A 19,890-nucleotide genomic window follows, 5' to 3' on the forward strand; every position below is an offset into this window, starting at 1 on the left:
TCCCGCACACGTGGCGCAGCCGGCAAGATCCGTTTGAGCACACGTGGCCGACGATCCAGCAATGGCTCGAATTCGAGCCCGGCATCACAGCAAGGAAACTGCACGAGCGCCTCGTCGCGCTGGCACCCGCGATGTATTCAAGTGCTCAGCTACGCACCCTGCAGCGCCGAGTGAAGGCATGGAGATCGAACCGTGCACGAGAACTGGTGACCCGGATACTAGACGACGCCGATGTGATGAAGGCTGGCGCCGCTACGCAGCGCCAGCCTTCATCACAGAACAATCGGAAAACGACAATTAGGCTGGAGTAACATCTTCCCGTGAGGCAACACGCGCATGAAGAGCTCTCTGCGGCAATCACGCACCTCGCGTTCTATGCGGGGTTCCCCGCGGCCATCTCGGCATCGGCTGCGGCGCAGGCAACACTCGGCGCGCAAACGCAACCCGAAGATCACGCCACAAATCCATCTACGACGCAGGAAGGTTTGAAATGAAAGCCATCACATTCATGGAATTCGGCGAGGCCGAGGTCCTCCAACTCGCCGACGTTCCGGTGCCCGACGTTCGCTCGAACGATCTGCTGGTGCGCGTCCATGCCGCAGGCGTGAATCGCGCAGATCTTACACACCGGCGAGGAGGCTATGGCCGTCCGAACTTCGGCGACTCGACGATCATGGGGCTCGAAATCGCTGGCGAAGTGATCGAGACCGGAAGCGGCGTGCAGGGTTACAAGGTCGGTGATCGCGTGATGGGCGTGGTCGGCGGCGGGGCCTATGCAGAGCTCGCGCGTATCGACTGGCGAATGGCGATGCCCATTCCGGGCACACTCGACTATGTCCACGCTGCTGCGATACCGGAAGTTTTCGTGACGGCGCATGAAGCGCTGTTACACCTTGGGCGCTTGCAGCGTGGCGATTCGGTGCTTATTCACGCTGCGGCGGGCGGGGTAGGCTCCGCTGCTGTTCAACTGGCTTACGCGACTGGTGCGACGATTTTCGCGACAGCCGAAGCTTCGAAGCTGGAACGCATCGTTCAACTCGGTGCGGACCATGCGATCGACTACAAGACAGAAGATTTCGCAGAAGTCGTTGCCGGCAGGACGGACAAACGAGGCGTCGATATTGTTATCGACTTCGTGGGCGCGCCATATTTTTCTCGCAACGTCGCGTCCCTGTCAAACGGAGGCCGGCTGGTGCAGGTGGGCATCCTGGGCGGAGGCGGTGAAGTGAGCGTTGGTCTCGAACAGATCCTGTATCGTCATCTGCAGATCATCGGCACCGTGATGAAGTCGCGCGAGCAGGACGAGAAACACGCAATGGTTCGGCGCTTCCGCGAACATTGGCTCGAACGCTTTGCGGGCGGTGCAGGCCTGGAACCGGTCGTCGATAGTGTTTTTCCCCTGAAGAATGCCGCAGATGCGCATCGACGGATGGAGTCGTCCGTGAACGTAGGAAAGATCATCCTTACGATGAGCGAGCACACTTGAAGTGAAGCTTCCTCGATCTGTGCGCATATGCGTCGACGCACTTGGCTGTGACACGGGTCAAAGCGGCCATTCGCGGACGTTGCGCGAGTGACCGCATGTGAATCCCCCGGGCAGGCGTCTCTCGCTTCGGGAGGGATCACCGCACAAAAAAGTGAATTGATGCTGGCGAACCGTGCTCAACTCTTGCTCGACGTCTTAGCTACAAATGACGTGGGCGCATGCTGAACCTGTTCGCTTCCACATTTCGGGCATTGCGGGTGAGCGGTTTCATGCTCCGCGAGATGTTCAACATGTTCGAACGTCTCGCCACACTTCTCACAACGGTATTGGTAAGTAGGCACGGCATCCCTCCGGCACGAAGCTTGCAAGTGTCGCCACGGACGAAGCCCGGACGGCGTCCAGCACCCCAGATGAAGAATTGTAGTGCAGGACATGTGCAGACACTAATCCTCCATCACCACAACACGCTGCTCCCCGCACGGCCCGGTGATAAGCTCAACGTCGATGCACCATCGCCCATCCGCCCCCAAACGAGCCCCCTCATGCCCCTCGCCCCAGCCATCCTCTCCGCCTTCACCCCAACCGGCAAGCTGCGCGCGTCGATCAATCTCGGCAACCCGATCCTCGCGAACCGCGATCCGGCCACCGGCGAACCGTTCGGCGTGTCGATCGACCTGGCACGCGCGTTCGCCGAGCGCCTGTCCGCCGAGCTGGAACTCGTCGTGTTCGACACCGCCGGAAAATCGGTGCAGGCGCTGACCGAAGAGCGCGCCGATTTCGGTTTCTTCGCGGTCGATCCGCTGCGCGGCGAAATGGTCGCGTTCACCGCGCCGTACGTGCTGATCGAGGGTTTCTATCTCGTGCGCGACGCTTCGCCGATCCGCACGAACGAGGACGTCGACCAGCCGCACAACCGCGTGACCGTCGGCAAGGGCAGCGCATACGACCTGTTCCTCACCCGCGAACTGAAGGCCGCGCAGATCGTGCGCGCGCCGACGTCGCAGGCCGTCGTGCAGACGTTCGTCGAACAGCAACTGGAAGTGGCGGCGGGTGTGAAGCAACAACTCGAAGCCGACGCAGCGAAGACAACGGGCCTGCGCCTGCTCGACGAACGGTTCATGGTGATCCGGCAGGCGATGGGCGTGCCGAAGAGCCGCGGCGAGGCCGCCGCGGCGGCGCTGAACGAATTCGTCGAGGACATGAAGGCGTCGGGCTTCGTCGCGGATTCCCTGCGGCGGCACGGCATCACCGGCGCGTCCGTCGCACCGCCAGCCTGACCGAAAACCGCGTGAAATAAAAACGGCCCCGGTGTCTGAACCGACACCGGAGCCGTTCATTCGACACGCCGCATTCAACCGACCCGCGCTTCCCCCTGCCGCTCGGCTTCACGCTCATCCGCCGCCGTGCGCGCGAGCACCGGCTTCAGCGCCTGCCCCGTATGGCTCGCGCTCACCTTCGCGAGCGCCTCCGGCGGCGCGGCCGCGACGATCGTGCCGCCGCCCACGCCGCCTTCCGGCCCGAGATCGATGATCCAGTCGGCTTCCGCGATCACGTCGAGGTCATGCTCGATCACGACGACGCTGTGCCCCGCGTCGACCAGCCGGTGCAGCACGCGAATCAGCTTCGCGACGTCCGCCATGTGCAGGCCGACCGTCGGTTCGTCGAGCACGTACAGCGTGTGCGGCGCCTTCTGGCCGCGCCGCGTGATGTCGTCGCGCACCTTCGTCAGTTCGGTGACGAGCTTGATGCGCTGCGCCTCGCCGCCGGACAGCGTCGGCGACGGCTGGCCGAGCGTCAGGTAGCCGAGGCCGACATCCTTCATCAGCTGCAGCGGATGCGCGATGTTCGAGATCGGCGCGAAAAATTCCACCGCTTCGTCGATCTCCATCGTCAGCACGTCGCCGATGTTCCGGCCGCGCCACGTGACCGCGAGCGTCTCCGGGTTGAAGCGCTGCCCGTGGCACACGTCGCACGGCACCTTCACGTCCGGCAGAAAGCTCATGCCGATCGTGCGCACGCCTTGCCCCTCGCACGCGGGGCAGCGTCCGTCGCCGGTATTGAACGAGAAACGCGACGCCGTATAACCGCGCGCACGCGCTTCCAGCGTATCCGCGAACAGCTTGCGGATCGTGTCCCATACGCCGATATAGGTGGCCGGGCACGAACGCGGCGTCTTGCCGATCGGCGTTTGATCGACTTCGAGCACGCGATCGATCTGTTCCCAGCCGCTCAACGACTCGCAGCCCTGCCACGCATGCGTAACGTTCAGCGACGGCCGCGGCGCGCTGCGCGCGAGCACGCTCGAACGGCGGTTGGCCGCCGGTGCGTCCTGCTGCGCGGCCTTGCGCGCGCGCCGCGTGGCCGGCGACGACAGCACCGAGCGGCCGACCGCGTCGAGCAGGTTCGTCATCAGCACGTCGCGCGCGAGCGTCGACTTGCCCGACCCGCTGACGCCCGTCACCGCGACGAGCCGCGCGAGCGGAATGCCGACCGTGACGTCGCGCAGGTTGTGCAGCCGTGCCCCATGCACGGTCAGCCAGGCTTCCGGCACCGCGGCACCGCCCTTCTTGCCCGGCACGCTCACGCCGCGGCGCGTTTGCAGCGGATGCGCCATCGGATGCGCGAGCAGGCGCCCCGTCACCGAATCGGACTGCGCGGCGAGATCCGCGACCGCGCCTTGTGCGACCAGCGTGCCGCCGCGCTTGCCGGCGCCCGGGCCGACGTCGATGATGTGATCGGCGCGGCGGATGGTGTCTTCGTCATGCTCGACGACGACCAGCGTATTGCCCTTGTCGCCGAGCTTGCGCAGCGCGTCCAGCAGGATCTGGTTGTCGCGCGGATGCAGGCCGATCGTCGGCTCGTCGAGCACGTAGCAGACGCCCTGCAGGTTGCTGCCGAGCTGCGCGGCGAGCCGGATGCGCTGCGCTTCGCCGCCCGACAGGCTCGGCGCCGCACGGTCGAGGCTCAGGTAGCCGAGCCCGACTTCCTCGAGAAACGCGAGGCGGCTGCCGATCTCGCTGACGATGTCGCGCGCGATCTGCGCGTCGCGCCCGGTGAGTTCCAGCCCGTCGATCCAGCGCCGCGTATCCGACACCGTCCACTGCGCGACCTCGACGATCGGATGCGCGTCGAACGTGACCGCGCGCGCGGACGGATTCAGCCGCGTACCGCCGCAATCCGGGCACGGCTCGTTGCCGACGCCATCCGGTTCCTGCTCGTCCGACGGCAGCGTCTGCTCGCGGCCGCGGCCGTCCTCGGCAAGCACCGTGTCGTCGTACGCCGCGCGCTGTTCGCGCGTGAGCGTGACGCCGGTGCCGACACAGGTCGTGCACCAGCCGTGCTTGCTGTTGTACGAGAACATCCGCGGGTCCAGCTCCGGGTAGCTCGTGCCGCACACCGGGCACGCACGCTTGACCGACAGCACCTTGACCGCACCGACGCGCGCGGTCGAACGATCGTTCTGCATCGCATCGTGCAGCCCGTCGAGCGGCGCGAGCAGATGCATCACGCCCTTGCCGAGTTCGAGCGTCTCGTCGAGCACGCGCCGCAGCTCGGCCTCGTTGTCCGGCGATACGACGATATCGGCGACCGGCAGCTCGATCGTGTGCTCGCGGAAGCGGTCGAGCTTCGGCCACGGATCGACCGTGACGAACTCGCCGTCGACGCGCAGATGCGTGCTGCCGCGCGCCTTCGCCCACTTCGCGAGATCGGTATACACGCCCTTGCGGTTGACGACGAGCGGCGCGAGCAGCCCGACGTGCTCGCCGCGATGATCGCGCAGCAACTGCGCGGCGATCGATTCGACGGATTGCGACGTGACCGGCGTGCCGTCGTGGATGCAATGCTGCAGGCCGAGCTTCACATACAGCAGCCGCAGGAAATGCCAGACTTCGGACGTCGTCGCGACGGTGCTCTTGCGGCCGCCGCGCGACAGCCGCTGCTCGATCGCGACGGTCGGCGGAATGCCGTACACCGCGTCGACTTCGGGGCGCCCGGCCGGCTGCACGATCGAGCGCGCATACGCGTTCAGCGATTCGAGGTAACGACGCTGGCCTTCGTGGAACAGGATGTCGAACGCGAGCGTCGACTTGCCGGAACCCGACACGCCGGTGATCACGTTGAACTTGCCGTGCGGGATATCGACGTCGAGCGACTTCAGGTTGTGCTCGCGCGCGTTGACGATCCGCACGACATCCTCGCCTTCGATCGCGCGCCGTTCGCGCGCGGCGTTCAGCACGGCCTGCAGCGGCACGCCTTCGTCGCCGAGCGGTGCTTCGGCATCCATTGTACGATCGTACTGCAGCAGCGCCACGCCCGTATGCGACTCGGCGCAGGCCTTCACGTCGTCGGGCGTGCCCGCGCACAGCACGAGGCCGCCGCCGTCGCCGCCTTCCGGGCCGAGATCGATCAGCCAGTCGGCCGCGCGGATCACGTCGAGGTTGTGCTCGATCACGATCAGCGAATGGCCGGCTGCAAGCAGCTTGCCGAACGCCTGCATCAGCTTCGCGATGTCGTCGAAGTGCAGCCCGGTGGTCGGTTCGTCGAACATGAACAACTTCGCACGCGCGACGCGCGCCTCTTCCGTGACGACCCGGCGGCCGTTGACCGCCGCCGCGGATTCGGCGAGGAAACCGGCCAGCTTCAGGCGCTGCGCTTCGCCGCCCGACAGCGTCGGCACCGGCTGGCCGAGCTTCACGTATTCGAGCCCGACGTCGACGATCGGCTGCAGCACGCGCAGCACCTCGGCGTCGGTCGCGAAGAACGCGGCCGCTTCGCTGACGGTCAGGTCGAGCACGTCGGCGATGTTCAGCGCGCGGCCGTCGCGCTCGATGCGCACTTCGAGAATCTCGGCGCGGTAGCGGCTGCCGTCGCAGTCCGGGCAACGCAGGTAGACGTCGCTCAGGAACTGCATCTCGATGTGCTCGAAGCCCGAGCCGCCGCAGGTCGGGCAACGGCCGTCGCCCGAGTTGAAGCTGAACGTGCCGGCGCCGTAGCCGCGTTGCAGCGCGAGCGGCGCCTTCGCGAACAGCTTGCGGATCTCGTCGAACGCGCCGACATAACTCGCCGGGTTCGAGCGCGTGGTCTTGCCGATCGGCGACTGGTCGACGAACACGACGTCGCCCACCTGGTCGGCGCCCGTCAGGCTGCGATATGCGCCCGGCGACTCGGTCGCCTTGCCGTGGTGCCGCGCCATCGCCGGATAGAGCACGTCCTGCAGCAGCGTGGATTTGCCGGAACCCGACACGCCGGTCACGCAGACGAGCCGCTGCAGCGGAACCTCGACCGTCACGTCGCGCAGGTTGTGTTCGCTCGCGCCGCCGAGCACGATCCGCGGCGTATCCGCGTCGACCGGCCGGCGCGCCCAGTTCGACGCATGCGCGACATGCTTGCGGCCGCCGAGATACTCGCCCGTCAGCGTGTGTGCCGAACGGATGTCGGCCGGCGTGCCGTCGTAGACGATCGTGCCGCCGCGCTCGCCCGGGCCGGGGCCCATGTCGATCAGCCGGTCGGCCGCGAGCATCACCGACGGATCGTGCTCGACGACGACCAGCGTATTGCCCGCGTCGCGCAGCCGCTGCATCGCCTCGACGATCCGCGTGAGATCGCGCGGATGCAGCCCGATGCTCGGTTCGTCGAGCACGAACAGGGTTTTCGTGAGCGACGTGCCGAGCGCCGTCGTCAGGTTGATCCGCTGCACCTCGCCGCCCGACAGCGTGCGGCTCTGCCGGTCGAGCGTCAGGTAGCCGAGACCCACGTCGCACAGGTATTTCAGGCGCGTGCGCACTTCGGCGAGCAGCAGCTTCAGCGCGTCGTCGAGCAGCGCGCTCGGCAGGCTGACTTCGTCGAAGAAGCGGCGGATGCGCTCGATCGGCAGCAGCATCAGGTCGTGCACGGTCAGGCCCGGCAGCGCTTCGAGCTGCGCGCGGCTCCAGTCGACGCCGCGCGGCATGAAGCGGCCGGCCGGCGCGAGCACGCCGTCGGCATTCTCTTTCGAGCCGAGCCGCCATTGCAGCGATTCCGTCTTCAGGCGCGCGCCGCCGCACACGTCGCACGGCGTGTAGCTGCGGTATTTCGACAGCAGCACGCGGATATGCATCTTGTACGCTTTCGATTCGAGGTAGCCGAAGAAGCGCTTCACGCCGTACCACTGGCTCTGCCACTTGCCGTTCCAGTCCGGCGAGCCGTTGACGACCCAGTCGCGCTCGGCGTCCGTCAGCTCGGCCCACGGCACATCGCGCCGGATGTCGGCCTTCGCCGCGTAGCGCATCAGGTCGTCCTGGCACTCCTTCCACGCGGGCGTCTGCATCGGCTTGATCGCGCCGCCGCGCAGCGTCTTGCGCGCGTCGGGAATCACGAGGCCGAGATCGACGCCGATCACGCGGCCGAAGCCGCGGCAGGTTTCGCACGCGCCGTAGGCCGAGTTGAACGAGAACAGCGCCGCCTGCGGCTCCGCGTAGCGCAGGTCGCTGTCGGGATCATGGAGCCCGGTGGAGAAGCGCCACACCTGCGGCTCCGCGGGCGTGCCGACCGCGTTTTCCGGCTCGGCCGCGAGCACGTAGACGTTCACGCGCCCGCCGCCGCGCTTCAGCGACGCCTCGATCGCCTCGACGACGCGCACCTTGTCGGCCTGCTGCACGCGGAACCGGTCGGCCACCACGTCGAGCACCTTGCGCGGCCCGGTGGGCGATGCGACTTCGCGCTGCGCCTGCACGCGCGTATAGCCGCTCGCGGACAGCCATTGCGTGACTTCTTCATCGGATGCCGAGTCCGGCAACTCGACCGGAAACGTGACGACGACGCGCGGGTCGTCCGCCTGCGTGCGCGCGACGAGCTCCGCGTAGATCGTCTCCGGCGTGTCGTGCCGCACCCGCCGCGCGGTCTTGCGGTCGAACAGCTCGGCCGCGCGCGCGTACAGCAGCTTCAGGTGATCGTTCAGCTCGGTCATCGTGCCGACGGTCGAGCGCGAGCTGCGCACCGGGTTGGTCTGGTCGATCGCGATCGCGGGCGGCACGCCGTCGACGCGGTCGACCTGCGGGCGGTCCATCCGGTCGAGAAACTGCCGCGCATACGCGCTGAAGGTTTCGACGTAGCGACGCTGGCCTTCCGCGTACAGCGTATCGAACACGAGACTCGACTTGCCGGAGCCCGACGGGCCGGTGACGACCGTCATTTCGCCGGTGCGCAGGTCGAGATCGAGATTCTTGAGGTTGTGCTGACGTGCTCCGCGAATGCGGATCAGATTGCTGGATGACAATTTGCCTGCCCGTCGAATGAGTTAGCCAGGGTTCACGGTGCCGGAACGCTGCGGCGAATGCCCGCAGGCGCGGCGCGCGTGCCGCCCGGATCATGCCCGAGCGGCTCGAGTTCGACGGATACTATACTGTATATTCATACAGTTTTCCATGACGGGATCGCGATCCCGCCACCGGGCAGGCCGGCAAAGCAGCGGCGGCACGCGCGCCGCCGGTTGCGACGCTCGCGCGTGCCGATGCCGTGTCGCCGCGGCTACTTCTGCAGCAGGATTTCCACACGCCGGTTGCGCGCGCGCCCTTCCGCCGTATCGTTCGACGCGGCCGGATCGGCCTCGCCGCGCCCCGTCGCCGCGAACGAATCCGCCTTCAGCCCATGCTCGCGCAAATAGGCCGCGACCGCCTCCGCACGCCGCCGCGACAGCGACAGATTGTGCGCATCCGAGCCGGTCGAGTCGGTATAGCCGGTCACGTCCACGCGCGAGTAATGCTTGTCGCCCTGACGATTCAGCAACGCGTCGAGCGCAGCCTGCGCGGTGGGCGTCAGCGCGGCGGAGTCGGTCGCAAAGTACGCATCGCCCGTCAGGCTGACTTTCTCGGCGGCCGCCGGGGCGGCCGGTGCAGCTGCCGGGGCCGGCGCTGCCGGCGCGCCGCACTGGAACACGAGCGAGCGCGGGTCCGCGCCATCGCGGAACGGCGCCGCGGAATCGACCGTGCGCACGGCATCGCTGCCGCACATGCGCGTCGCGACTTTCATGCAGGTCTTCTCGCTCGACAGGATGCCGTGGCAGTCCACGCGGAAGGTTCGAATGCCGTCGCGCGGCTGCAGTTCGTACGCGTTGAACGTCGGCCCCGATGCGCTCGAACACGCAGCCAGGGAAACGACGGACGCCAGCAATGCAAGATGGTGTTTTTTCACTTGATGACTCCGAAAATGCGATGGGCGCAGCGAATGCGGTGCGCGCGGCGCAGCCGCATTCGCGTGCGTTCCGTGTGGTTCGCGCTCGATCACTTCCACTGATACAACATACCGGCGCCGACGACGCGCTGACTGCCGGCGAAACCGCCGTTCAACGTCGCCTTCAGGTTCTCCGTGATGCGCGCCTGCACGCCGACCGCCATGGCCTTCTGACCGAGGAACGTCGAAGTACCGACCCCCATCGCGAAATTGGAGTCGCGATCCATGTGCGGAATCGACGCGATCGCGGCGGTTGCGGCAATCCCTTGGCGCGCCATCGAGTCGGTCTGCTGGATCTGCTGCTGCATCTGCGTGAGCTGGTTGTTGACCGTGTTCAGCGACTGCGTGAACTGGTTCGATACGGCATTCAGCTGATTGACGTTCACCGCGTCGGTGCCCTGCGTGCCCGCCGCGACGTTAGCGACCTGCCGCGGCGCATCCGCCGAGCCGACCGCGACCACGTTCGACCGGCCGCCGTCGTTGCTGCCGGCGCCGATCGCGGTCGAGTTGTTGCCCGACGACACCGCGCCGACGCCGATCGCGGTCGAGCCGCTGCCGGACGCCGTCGAACTGTTGCCGACCGCCGTGCTGTTCGAGCCCGATGCCACCGCGCCCGAGCCGCCCGCCGACGAATTCGAGCCGGCCGGCAGCGGCGCGGTCTTCGTGCCGGTCGGATTCGTCGAATACGAGCCGTTCGCGGTGCGCTGATCGATCAGCGTCGTCAGCTGGTTGGCGACCGCATCGAGCTGCGACACGTTCACCGCATCGGTGCCGTTCTTGCCGGCCGCGAGGCTGGTGATCTGCCGGTTGCCGACGTTCACTTCGCCGGCCGACGATTGCGGGCTGCTCAGGCCGTACGCGATGTAGTTCGTCAGCGCGCCGACCGTCGTCAGCGAACCGGCGCCGAGCGCGACGCTGTTCGCGAACGTCGACGTCGCGCCGGCCCCGAGCGCGAGCGCATCGGTCGCCGAGCTGCGCGCGCCCGAGCCGAGCGCGACGCTGCCCACGCTGACCGCGACCGCATTGGCGCCCTGCGCGACGGACTGCGCGCCGGTTGCCGTCGCGCCGCTGCCGAGCGCGATCGCGTCGGCTTGCGCGGAATGCGCGGCCTGCCCGATTGCAACGCCGCCGGGAGCGGTCTGGTCGACGATCGCGCCGTTGCCGATGCCCACGCCGTTATCGCCGTTCACCACCGTCGTCGGCCCCACCGCGACCGATTCCGCGCCGACCGCGAGCGAATCCGCCGCAGTCGAATTCGCATGGAAGTACTTCTGGGGCGTGACCGCGAACGACTGCAACGCGCCGGTCAGCTGCCGCAGCGTCACCGCGTCGTGCTGCCCCGTGCCGTCCGCGACGTTGGTGATCTGGCGATAGGAATTGCCCGCCGCACTGCCGACGGATACCGCGCCGAGCAGCGTCGCGTCGGTCGTATCGAACGGAATCGACGCGCTGCCGTTGCGCATGATCCCGGATGACTGCACGATCGGACGATCGGACACCGAACCCGAGCCGAGCGCGATGCCGCCGTCCACCTGCGAGATCGCCTTCGGCCCGATCGCCACGCTGTCGAGGCCCAGCGCCTGGCTGTCCGGCGCGGTCGAGTTCGCGTGGAAGTACTTGATGCCGTTCGCGTTGATGTTGTCGATCGCCGAGCCGACGTTGTTGTTGATCGTCGTCGAGCCGTCGCGGTTGTACGTCACGTACGACGGCGCCGAGATCGTGCCGGTCGTCGGATCGTAGGTCGAACCGCCGCCGATCGCGCCGGCCGTGCTGTTGCCAAGGTTGTTGTTGTTCGACGCGATCGAGCTGAGACCCGTGGACAACGAGCTGATGCCCGTCGACGTGGCCGTCGACAGCGACGTCAGGTTGCTGTTGGTGCTGGACAGGCCGGTCGACAGCGAGCTGATGCCCGTCGACGTCGATGTGGACAGCGACGTGATCGTGCTGTTCGTCGAGCTCAGGCCGGTCGACAGCGAACCGATGCCCGTCGACGTCGACGTCGACAACGACGTGATCGTGCTGTTGGTCGAGCTCAGGCCGGTCGACAGCGAACCGATGCCCGTCGACGTCGACGTCGACAGCGACGTGATCGCGCTGTTCGTCGAACTCAGGCCGGTGGACAGCGAGCTGATCCCCGTCGAAGTCGACGTCGACAGCGACGTGATCGCGCTGTTGGCCGACGACAAGCCGGTAGACGTGGACGTCGACAACGACGTGACCGTGCTGTTCGTCGAGCTCAGGCCGGTCGACAGCGAGCCGATGCCCGTCGATGTCGACGTCGACAACGACGTGATGCTCGACAACGTCGACGTCGACAGCGACGTCACCGCCTGGTTCGTCGCATCGAGCTGCGAGCCGTTGATCGCGTCGGTGCTGGTCGAACTGATCCGCCCCGCGGCGACGTTGGTGATCTGGCGCTCGCTGCCCGGCGCGCCGACGCTGACGACGCTGGTCGGATTGACGCCGTTGAACGTGTACGTGACGCCGCCGATGGTGCCGGTCGCGGTCGGATTCGGCGCGGCCGTCACCGAGCCGGAGCCGAGCGCGACGTCGTTCGCGTTGTTCGCCACCGCCGACGCGCCGAACGCCACCGCGCCCGCTGCCGCCGCGGTCGACGTATTGCCGAGCGCGACCGAGCCGATGCCCTGCGCGTTGTTCGTGTTGCCGATCGCCACCGCACCGTCGCCGTTCGCGGTGTTGTTCGAACCGGCCGTCACCGCGCCGGTGCCGATCGCGGTGCTCGGATCGCCGATTGCCACCGCGCCGTTGCCGCTGACGGTCTGGCCAAACCCGAGCGCCACCGCACCGATGCCGCCCAGCACCTTCGAGCTGTTACCGCCGGCGATCGAGCCCGCGCCTGCCGCGGCGGCAACCGAATTGCTGTCGCCCAGCGCCACGGTGGAACCCGCCGCCGCGACACTGTTGATGCCGATCGCCGTCGCATTCACCGCCGACGCCGTCGCGCCAGGGCCCAGCGCCGTCGCCGATATGCCGGTCGCGAGCGCGAGATTGCCCAGCGCCACGCCGAACTGCTGCGTCGCGCTCGACTGAACGCCCATCGCGACCGAACTGAGGCCCGACGCATTGGCGCTCAGGCCGAACGCAATCGCGTTGTCGGCGCCGGCCGTCGTTTTCGAGCCCATCGCGATCGAGCTGGTGCCGAGCGACTGCGTGCCCGAACCGGGCACGCCTGCAACGCCGCCCCAGCCGATCGCGATCGACGACCCGCCCTTCGCGCCGCTGTTGACGCCCATCGCCACGGCCGAATTTCCGGAAGCCAGCGCGCCGCTGCCCACCGCGACGCCGGCCGCGCCCGAACTCGTCGACTGGTTGCCGAGCGCGACCGAGCCCGTATTGGTTGCATTCGACGCATAGCCGAGCGAGACGCTTTGCGCCCCCACCGCGCTCGCCCCGAGACCGAGCGCGGCCGCATACTGGCCGGACGCCAGCGCATTGTTGCCGAGCCCGACCGCCGACACGCCGGTCGCGGCCGCGCCGCTGCCGATCGCCACTGTACCGCTCTGGGTCGCGCTCGACAGATTGCCGACGGCAACCGAGTAAGCGCCGCTGCCGATCGCCTGCACGCCCAGCGCCGAGCTATTGACGCCGGTCGCCTGCGAGTTGATGCCGATGGCCGTCCCGCCGTCGCCCATCGCGTGCGCGCCCGGCCCGATCGCGGTGGACGACACACCCGCGGCCGTCGACAGGTTGCCGTATGCGGTGGAATTCACCTGCGTGGCAAGCGACCCGTTACCGATCGAGATCGAACTGGGACCCCCGGTCGCGGAGCCGCCGCCCTGCGAATATTGCGCATGCGCACCGGCCTGGAACAGCCCGAGATACGCGGCCGCCATCATCACGACGAGTCGCCTGGGCGACAGCGCCGGCGGCGTAGCGATGCCCGCGGCGGAGCCCGCCTCCGCCGCATGCGCGCACGCGCTTCTCGACGACGCAACCCGCTTGCCGCGCGCACGATCGAGCTCCGACGCCGCGACCCACGCGCCCAGTGCTTCGTTCCAGATCGACTTGAACGACTTGTTCATCTTGTTTTCCCTCGGTTCACATGTGCTGGATGACGCAACAGCGAACGCGGCCGGGCGAAGACTGTCTCCGTCTCCGTTTTCACCCGTCTCGCGACGCTCCGCAACCTACTTCGGACTTCTAACTTGACTGCCGGACGGCTCTGCACGACACACGCGACGCACGTCGCGATCACGCGACCGTACGCGGCCCGTGTCCGGACGACACGACGCACGACGACGATCGTGGTTTATCGAATCATCGAAACCGGGCTCCCGGATCAGGCGGCACGCGGCGCGCCGCACCGCGAAAGAACGCGTGCGCACGCCGTCGCGCCGAACCGCGGGCGACCTCGGATTTCATGAGAAAGCGTCGTTCAGACGCCGGATGGACGGATGCCGCGCCGAACCGCCGCGCGGTCCCGCTATGTCATTCGGGGGGAGGATGGCGTCGCATGGCCCCCGGAGCCGATGCATGCGCCGCCGGCCCGCGGCCGCTGACCGCCGACAACGGCTCGGGCGAACCGGTGCCTTGATCTGCCATGCTTTTGATGTTCATGTTTTTTCGCGCCCGCCTGATTCGAGAGTGCATCTCGCGCAACCGCCTCCCGAAGGATCGAACCGCCCGGCGATCGACGCGAACCCACTCACTCTTTCCATCCTGGCGCGCATCTTCGATTCCGGATTTCCGGAATGGAAGATGACCGCCGGATGACCCCTGCACTCAATTAATCTACTGACTTTGTTTGACGATTTTTTGTTGCCTGATGTGCCAAACTCGCATCTGCTTCATGATTCATCGGTAATTTTTCATATCGGTGCATTCGACGAACGATGAAGCTCGCATTACCTCGTGCCAACCTTCGCCGCATCGCCGTCGTCCCGAAAAGTGGGACCGCCAGCATTCAATGTCACATTGAATGCCGCATTCTCGGAAAGACGGCAGCGACAGGAATTTTCGCGCGGGACCGGGTCATGTCAAAGAACCGATTCCAGCCGCGTCCTGCCTAGTGTGCCGAGCTTCTTTCGATCGAACCTTTTCCGGAGCGGACAAATTGTTTTCCGGAGCGGATGTTATTTACATTCATACAATCCTGCGCGACGAGCCGGATATATGTGAAAGTATTTTTAACGAACCATAAAAAAACCTTAATCGTTGAGACAGTGAATCGATGAACCCGATCCGCCGCCGTGCCGACCACCTTCTCGATATAACGAACGTCAATTCATCGTCCGGGCCAATTCAATTCATCGGCCATTCGATCGGAAATAAAATCCGGTATTTAATATCGAAATCGGAATTTTTTTCCATCCGATTTTCCGCCCCCGGTTGCGGCGATCGCGACAGACCGTCGCGCTGTCAAACATGCCCACACGCGCCGCACGGAATCCCCACCGCCTGTGTCTTTGTCGGCATATAATTTTTTGCAACAATCGCGCACACAGATGCAGCGAGTCCGCCCCCCGGCCTACCCCCTAAGCTTTAGCAACCATGTCATCCCGCTCGTCCAGTCCGGCGTCGCTCCGCGCCACGCCGGATCTCGCTGGCGCACACATTCTCGTCGTGGACGACCGCCCGAACGACCTGCGGCTCCTGACGGAAATCCTGCGCGCCGCGCGGTGCCGGATCAGCGTCGCATTCGACGGCCTGCAGGCGTATCACCGCGCGCAGGCCATCGCACCCGACCTGATCCTGATGGATGTGCGGATGCCGCGCATGGACGGTTTCGCCGCGTGCCGGCTGCTGGCGTCAACGCCATCGACGCAGAACATTCCCGTCATCATCCTGACCGCGGCGGGCGATCTCGAGGATCGGATCGCGGGGCTCGAAACCGGTGCGCTCGACTACATCGTGAAGCCGTTCGAACCGGCCGAGGTGATCGCCCGAATCCGCAATCACCTGAAACGCGCGCGTCGCAGCCAGCCGTTTGCGCACCTGCCCGAACTGCCCGATCATCCCGACGCCGCGCTGGTGCGTGCGGCCAGCGAGATCCTGCTGCGCGAACTGCGCAACCCGCCGGCGCTCGACGAACTCGCGCGGCAGGTCGGCACGCACGAGAAGCGCCTGTCCCGCGTGTTCCGCGATCACCTTGGCCAGACCGTGTTCGAATATCTGCGCGATACGCGACTGCGCGCGGCGAAGCACTTTCTCGCGGAGACGTCGATGGGAATCGGCGACATCGCCGAGGAAATCGGCTTTTCGACGCCGGGCAATTTCGCCACGGCGTTTCGCGAGCGCTTCGGCATCACGCCGTCCGACTGGCGGCGCCAGCGCCCGATGGTCGACGCACCGCCCCCGTCGCATGAACACCCGCGCGATGCATAGGCACCGCGCGTCGGGCTGGCTCGCCGTCCTGCCGCTCCTGCTGGTGCTGGTGGCCGCGTGCGCGGCGCCCCGCGCCGACGCGACGGAGCCATCCGGACGCTCCGCGCGCGTGGAAGCGGTATCGATCGTCGAGGATCCGGGCGCGGCGATGTCCGTCGGCGAGGTGGCCGCGCGGCTTGAAGGTTCGCCACGCGGCGCGCCTGCGGCAGCGGCAGCGGAACCGTCTTTCAACATCGAGTTTTCCCGCTCGGCGTGGTGGGTGGGCGCGACGCTGGCCAATCGCGACAGCGTCGAGCGCGCGCTGGTGCTCGCGATTCGCGACGCACGCGTCGACCGGGCAGACTTTTATGTCGAACGCGGCGGCGCGTGGACGCTCGCCGCCCGATTCCCGGCGGATAACGGCGACGCGAACCGTGCGGCTTCCCGATATCCGGTGCTCGACATGACGCTGCGCGCGGGCGAACGGCTGCCCGTGCTGATCCGCGTCACGTCGCGCAAGGAAATGCGGCTCGCGCCGGCCGCGTTCACCCGCGACGCATGGAACGCGCAGGAACTTCGCGCCGCGATGTGGAACTTCGGCTTCTTCGGCGGGCTGCTCGCACTCGTGTGGTGCGCGCTGCTGATCGGTTTCTTTTCGCGCAGCGGCAAGTTCGTCGTGCTGGCGGTGCTGGCCCTGAGCACGACGCTGTTCGAAGCGACGTACCGCGGCTATACCGCAATGTATCTGTGGCCCGGCGCCTACGCGTGGTCCGCGCGCGGCGAGATGATCTTCGCGTATCTGTCGGTGGCCTGCTTCATCGCCTTCATCCTGATGGTGGCGCACCGCGAAAAGGCCGGCATGCCGATGCGTGCGGTCTACGTTGCGTTCCTCGCGCTCGAATGCGTCGGCATGGCCGGCGCGGCGTTCGGCGACCTGCTGACGTTCGCGTGGTTCTGCCTGCGGCTGAACACGGCGATGGGGATCGTGAACATCAGCGTCGCGCTGATGCTCGCGATCCGCCGCACGCCGACGAGCCGCGTGATGCTGATCGCCGTCACGTTCGCCACCTTCAACATCCTGCTCCGGATGCTCGACGGCATGAACGCGATGCCGGCCTGGCTGTTCTGGCTGAAATCCGACCTCTATCCGAACCCCGTCATCGCGATCATCGGGCTCGCCACGCATCTGCTGGTGCTGGCCGCATGGATCGACCACGTGGGCCGCCAGCGCACCGACGCGCGCAAGCGGCTCGAGCACTGGCAGCTCACCGAACAGGATCGGCTGCGCGACGAAGTGGCGAGACGCACCGTCGCGCTCAACGACGCGCTGCAGCAGGCGAAGACGCACATGCAGCAGAAGATCGAGACGCTCGGCTATGTCAGCCACGATTTGCGCGCACCGCTGTCCACGATCAACGGCTACGCAAAGCTGCTGCTGCAAAGCGCGACGCGCGGCCAGGCGCGGCTGATCCGGTCGATCGACCGCAGCATCCGCTACCAGCTCGCGCTGATCGACGAATTGCTCGCGTTCACCAAAGCCGAGCTTCAGCCGCTCGGCATTTCGCCCGACGTGACCGACCTGCCCGGCCTGCTGAACGATATCGGCGACTATGCGGTCGCGCTGTGTTCGCAGCAGGGCAACCGGTTCGACTATCGGCCGCTGACGCCGTTGCCGCGCAAGCTGTCGATCGACGGCATCCGGCTGCAGCAGGTGCTGCTCAACCTGCTGTCCAACGCATCGAAGTTCACGCGCGACGGCACGGTAACACTGTCGGTTCGTGCATCGCGGGAAGGCGATGCATGGCGCCTCGTGTTCGAGGTCGCCGATACGGGCATCGGGATCGACATCGCCGGAACGGCCGACATCTTCCGTGCGTACCAGCAGGTGCAGGCCGTCAACGGAGGAACGGGGCTCGGCCTGTTCATCGCGCAGCGTATCGTCGCCGCGATGGGTGGCGAACTGGCCGTCTCCAGCCGGCCGGGCGTCGGCACGTCGTTCTCGTTCCCGGTCGTCGCGCCGGCCGTCGGGCACGCGCTCGTGCCGGCGTCGTGGCTCGTCCGGCGGTTTCAGCCGGCGGGCGACGCCGAACCGGAGCTCGCCGCACCCGTACCGCACGGCCCGTCCGACGATGCGCTCGACGAACTGATCCAGCTCGCCGGCGAGGGCCGGCTCACCGATATCGAGGAATGGCTCGGCCGGTTTGCGGACGAGCCGGCCCATGCAGCCTTCGCGCAGGCGACGCGCGAGCACCTCGACGCCCTCGATCTGCACGCGATCGAGAAGCTCGCCGGCTCGCTGAAACGCGCGCGTATCGCGGATGCGTCGTTCGACGTCGAGGCGGATACGGCCGGGCCGACCCGATAGCAGGGCACGTCGTTCGACCGCCGTTCAACGCCGCTGACAATCGGCCCGCTCGACGAGCCGGGCGACGCAAATGATCCCGGTCAGCCCGGATTCGCCGGAAGCCGCGCGCGAACGGCCGCACGCCGGCTTCCATCAGCGTCTGTGCACAGCGCACGCGGCCGGCCCGGCGCGCGTCTTTTCATCGTTCAGTGCAGGATGTCCTGCAGCCGGTAATACGCGCCGACGAACGGCAGGAACCACGCGTGCCCGAAATGGCCCGGTATTGCCGGCCAGTCGAGCTCGCGCCACGGATTCGACGCGGCCGCGCCATACATCACGTCGGCCATCACGCGGCCCATGTGCACCGACATCTGCACGCCGTGGCCGCTGTAGCCCATCGAGTAATAGACGCCGTCGTGCTGGCCGGCACGCGGCAGGCGGTCGGCGGTGATGTCGACGAGCCCGCCCCAGCAATAGTCGAGCCGCACGTTCGCGAGCGCCGGGAAATACTCGGCCATCCCGGCGCGCAGGATGTCGCCGCTTTTCGCGTCGGAGCGCGGGCTCGACATCGCGAAGCGCGCGCGGCCGCCGAACAGCAGCCGGTTGTCGGGCGTCACGCGGAAGTAATTGCCGATCTGGCGCGACGTCACGTAGGCACGGCGGTGCGGCAGCAGCCGGTTCAGTTGTTCGTCGGGAAGCGGCTCGGTGACGACGATGAAACTGCCGACCGGCGCGATGCGCCGCCGGAACCATGCGAACGGCCCGTGCTGCGATGCGCCGGTCGCGACCAACACGCGATCGGCCACGATCGTGCCGCGCGTGCTGGTGATCGCGTGGCGCTCGCCATCGAGCCGCTCGAGTTGCGTGACGGCCGCATGCTCGTAGATGCGCGCGCCGGCCCGCGCCGCGGCTTGCGCGAGCCCGACCCCGAACTTGCCCATGTGCATCTGTGCGCCGTTGCGCTGCAGCAGGCCGCCGTAAAAGCCGTCGGAACCGACCTCGTCGCGAATTCGCGCCGGGTCGATCAGTTCGATGTCCGGATCGACGTCGCGCCGCAATGCGTCGAAGGTCTTCGCGAGCCCCGCGAAATGCTGCGGCTTCGCGGCAAGCTTCAGCTTGCCGGCGCGCCGGAAATCGCAGTCGATCGCGTGTTCGGCGACGATCGTTTCTACGGTTCGCACCGCGCTCTCGTAGGCGCGATAGAACTGCTTCGCCTGCGCGGCGCCGATTCGCCCGGCGAGCGACGCGTAGTCCTGAGCGACGCCGGTATTGCATTGGCCGCCGTTGCGGCCGGATGCCTCGGCCGCAACCTGTGCGGCTTCGAGCACCACGACCGACACGCCGCGCTGCGCGAGCGCCAGCGCCGCCGACAACCCGGTAAAACCACCGCCGATCACGACCACGTCGGCACGCCCTTCGACGGGCCCTTCGCTGCCGGCGCGAAAGTCGGGGCGGGTATCCAGCCAGTACGATTCGAATTTCATCGGATCCTTCGTGAGCATTCGGGCGCCGCGAATGACGTGCATGC

Annotated in this window: 9 protein-coding genes and 1 pseudogene; 5 read left to right on the forward strand and 5 right to left on the reverse strand. The window is 67.0% G+C overall.

All coding sequences use genetic code 11. From position 1 onward, the window contains the following. Together BT264_RS39615 and BT264_RS20575 are read left to right on the forward strand one after the other, a co-directional pair. Positions 1-311, forward strand: a pseudogene (locus BT264_RS39615) (transposase); the annotation flags it as partial. Positions 312-490: 179 nt separating this feature from the next. Continuing rightward, positions 491-1,486 carry an NAD(P)H-quinone oxidoreductase gene (locus tag BT264_RS20575; RefSeq protein WP_072440634.1) on the forward strand — a complete coding sequence of 332 codons (996 nt, stop codon included), beginning with the start codon at positions 491-493 and terminating at the stop codon, positions 1,484-1,486. 176 nt (positions 1,487-1,662) lie between these two features. Here BT264_RS20575 and BT264_RS20580 read toward each other — a convergent pair whose 3' ends face one another. Continuing rightward, on the reverse strand, positions 1,663-1,827 hold the full coding sequence (locus BT264_RS20580; RefSeq protein ID WP_072440632.1) for an FmdB family zinc ribbon protein: 165 nt from the start codon (positions 1,825-1,827) through the stop codon (positions 1,663-1,665). Positions 1,828-2,028: 201 nt separating this feature from the next. Here BT264_RS20580 and BT264_RS20585 point away from each other — a divergent pair, with 201 nt between their 5' ends. Then, positions 2,029-2,763 carry an ABC transporter substrate-binding protein gene (locus tag BT264_RS20585; RefSeq protein ID WP_072440630.1) on the forward strand — a complete coding sequence of 245 codons (735 nt, stop codon included), beginning with the start codon at positions 2,029-2,031 and terminating at the stop codon, positions 2,761-2,763. 74 nt (positions 2,764-2,837) lie between these two features. Here the strand turns inward: BT264_RS20585 and uvrA are convergent, their stop codons facing one another. The 3 genes from uvrA to BT264_RS20600 form a co-directional block, all read right to left on the reverse strand. Beyond that, complete coding sequence (uvrA, locus tag BT264_RS20590) at positions 2,838-8,741, reverse strand: excinuclease ABC subunit UvrA (protein WP_072440628.1); 5,904 nt, start codon at positions 8,739-8,741, stop codon at positions 2,838-2,840. A gap of 251 nt (positions 8,742-8,992) precedes the next feature. Then, complete coding sequence (locus BT264_RS20595) at positions 8,993-9,655, reverse strand: OmpA family protein (RefSeq protein WP_072440626.1); 663 nt, start codon at positions 9,653-9,655, stop codon at positions 8,993-8,995. 89 nt (positions 9,656-9,744) lie between these two features. Next, the gene (locus BT264_RS20600) at positions 9,745-13,737 is read right to left on the reverse strand and encodes a YadA-like family protein (protein WP_072440624.1); all 3,993 of its coding nucleotides are present in this window, start codon (positions 13,735-13,737) and stop codon (positions 9,745-9,747) included. Positions 13,738-15,205: 1,468 nt separating this feature from the next. Here BT264_RS20600 and BT264_RS20610 point away from each other — a divergent pair. Together BT264_RS20610 and BT264_RS20615 are read left to right on the forward strand one after the other, a co-directional pair. Next, entirely contained in the window at positions 15,206-16,039 is an 834-nt protein-coding gene (locus BT264_RS20610; RefSeq protein WP_072440622.1) for a response regulator transcription factor, read from the forward strand. Further along, the gene (locus BT264_RS20615; RefSeq protein ID WP_072440669.1) at positions 16,032-18,383 is read left to right on the forward strand and encodes a sensor histidine kinase; all 2,352 of its coding nucleotides are present in this window, start codon (positions 16,032-16,034) and stop codon (positions 18,381-18,383) included. Before BT264_RS20610 ends, BT264_RS20615 begins: the two co-directional genes overlap by 8 nt. A 185-nt stretch (positions 18,384-18,568) precedes the next feature. Here BT264_RS20615 and BT264_RS20620 read toward each other — a convergent pair whose 3' ends face one another. Continuing rightward, the gene (locus BT264_RS20620; protein WP_072440667.1) at positions 18,569-19,846 is read right to left on the reverse strand and encodes an NAD(P)/FAD-dependent oxidoreductase; all 1,278 of its coding nucleotides are present in this window, start codon (positions 19,844-19,846) and stop codon (positions 18,569-18,571) included. Between the last annotated feature and the right edge of the window lie 44 nt (positions 19,847-19,890).

The sequence above is a fragment of the Burkholderia sp. NFPP32 genome (genome assembly GCF_900119325.1).
Lineage (GTDB): Bacteria > Pseudomonadota > Gammaproteobacteria > Burkholderiales > Burkholderiaceae > Burkholderia > Burkholderia pyrrocinia_C.